At 45.7% G+C, this 230-nt stretch carries 1 protein-coding gene; it reads right to left on the reverse strand.

All coding sequences use genetic code 11. The features are described from left to right. On the reverse strand, positions 1 to 230 hold a 230-nt coding region (locus SB660_RS24280), incomplete at both ends, for a hypothetical protein (protein WP_410585210.1).

The raw sequence follows: 230 nt of genomic DNA on the forward strand, positions 1-230 counted from the left end.
GTATAGGTGATATTGTCTGCAGTAGTCAGGGAGTGTGCAGCAGCGCTCGCAGTCCCGACAACAGACATGTCGATATCCGCTATGGTGAAGCCGGTCACCGGCTCGGAAAAAGTTGCTGTAATGGTTTTTATGTTGTCATACGAAGAGGAAGTGGTTGAAAGAACAACCGATGGTCTTACCGTATTGACCATCACTCCTGATAAAACACCGACATTATTTAGAATAAGTTG

It is taken from the genome of Bacillus sp. SIMBA_005 (assembly GCF_046535585.1).
Classification (GTDB): domain Bacteria; phylum Bacillota; class Bacilli; order Bacillales; family Bacillaceae; genus Bacillus; species Bacillus pumilus.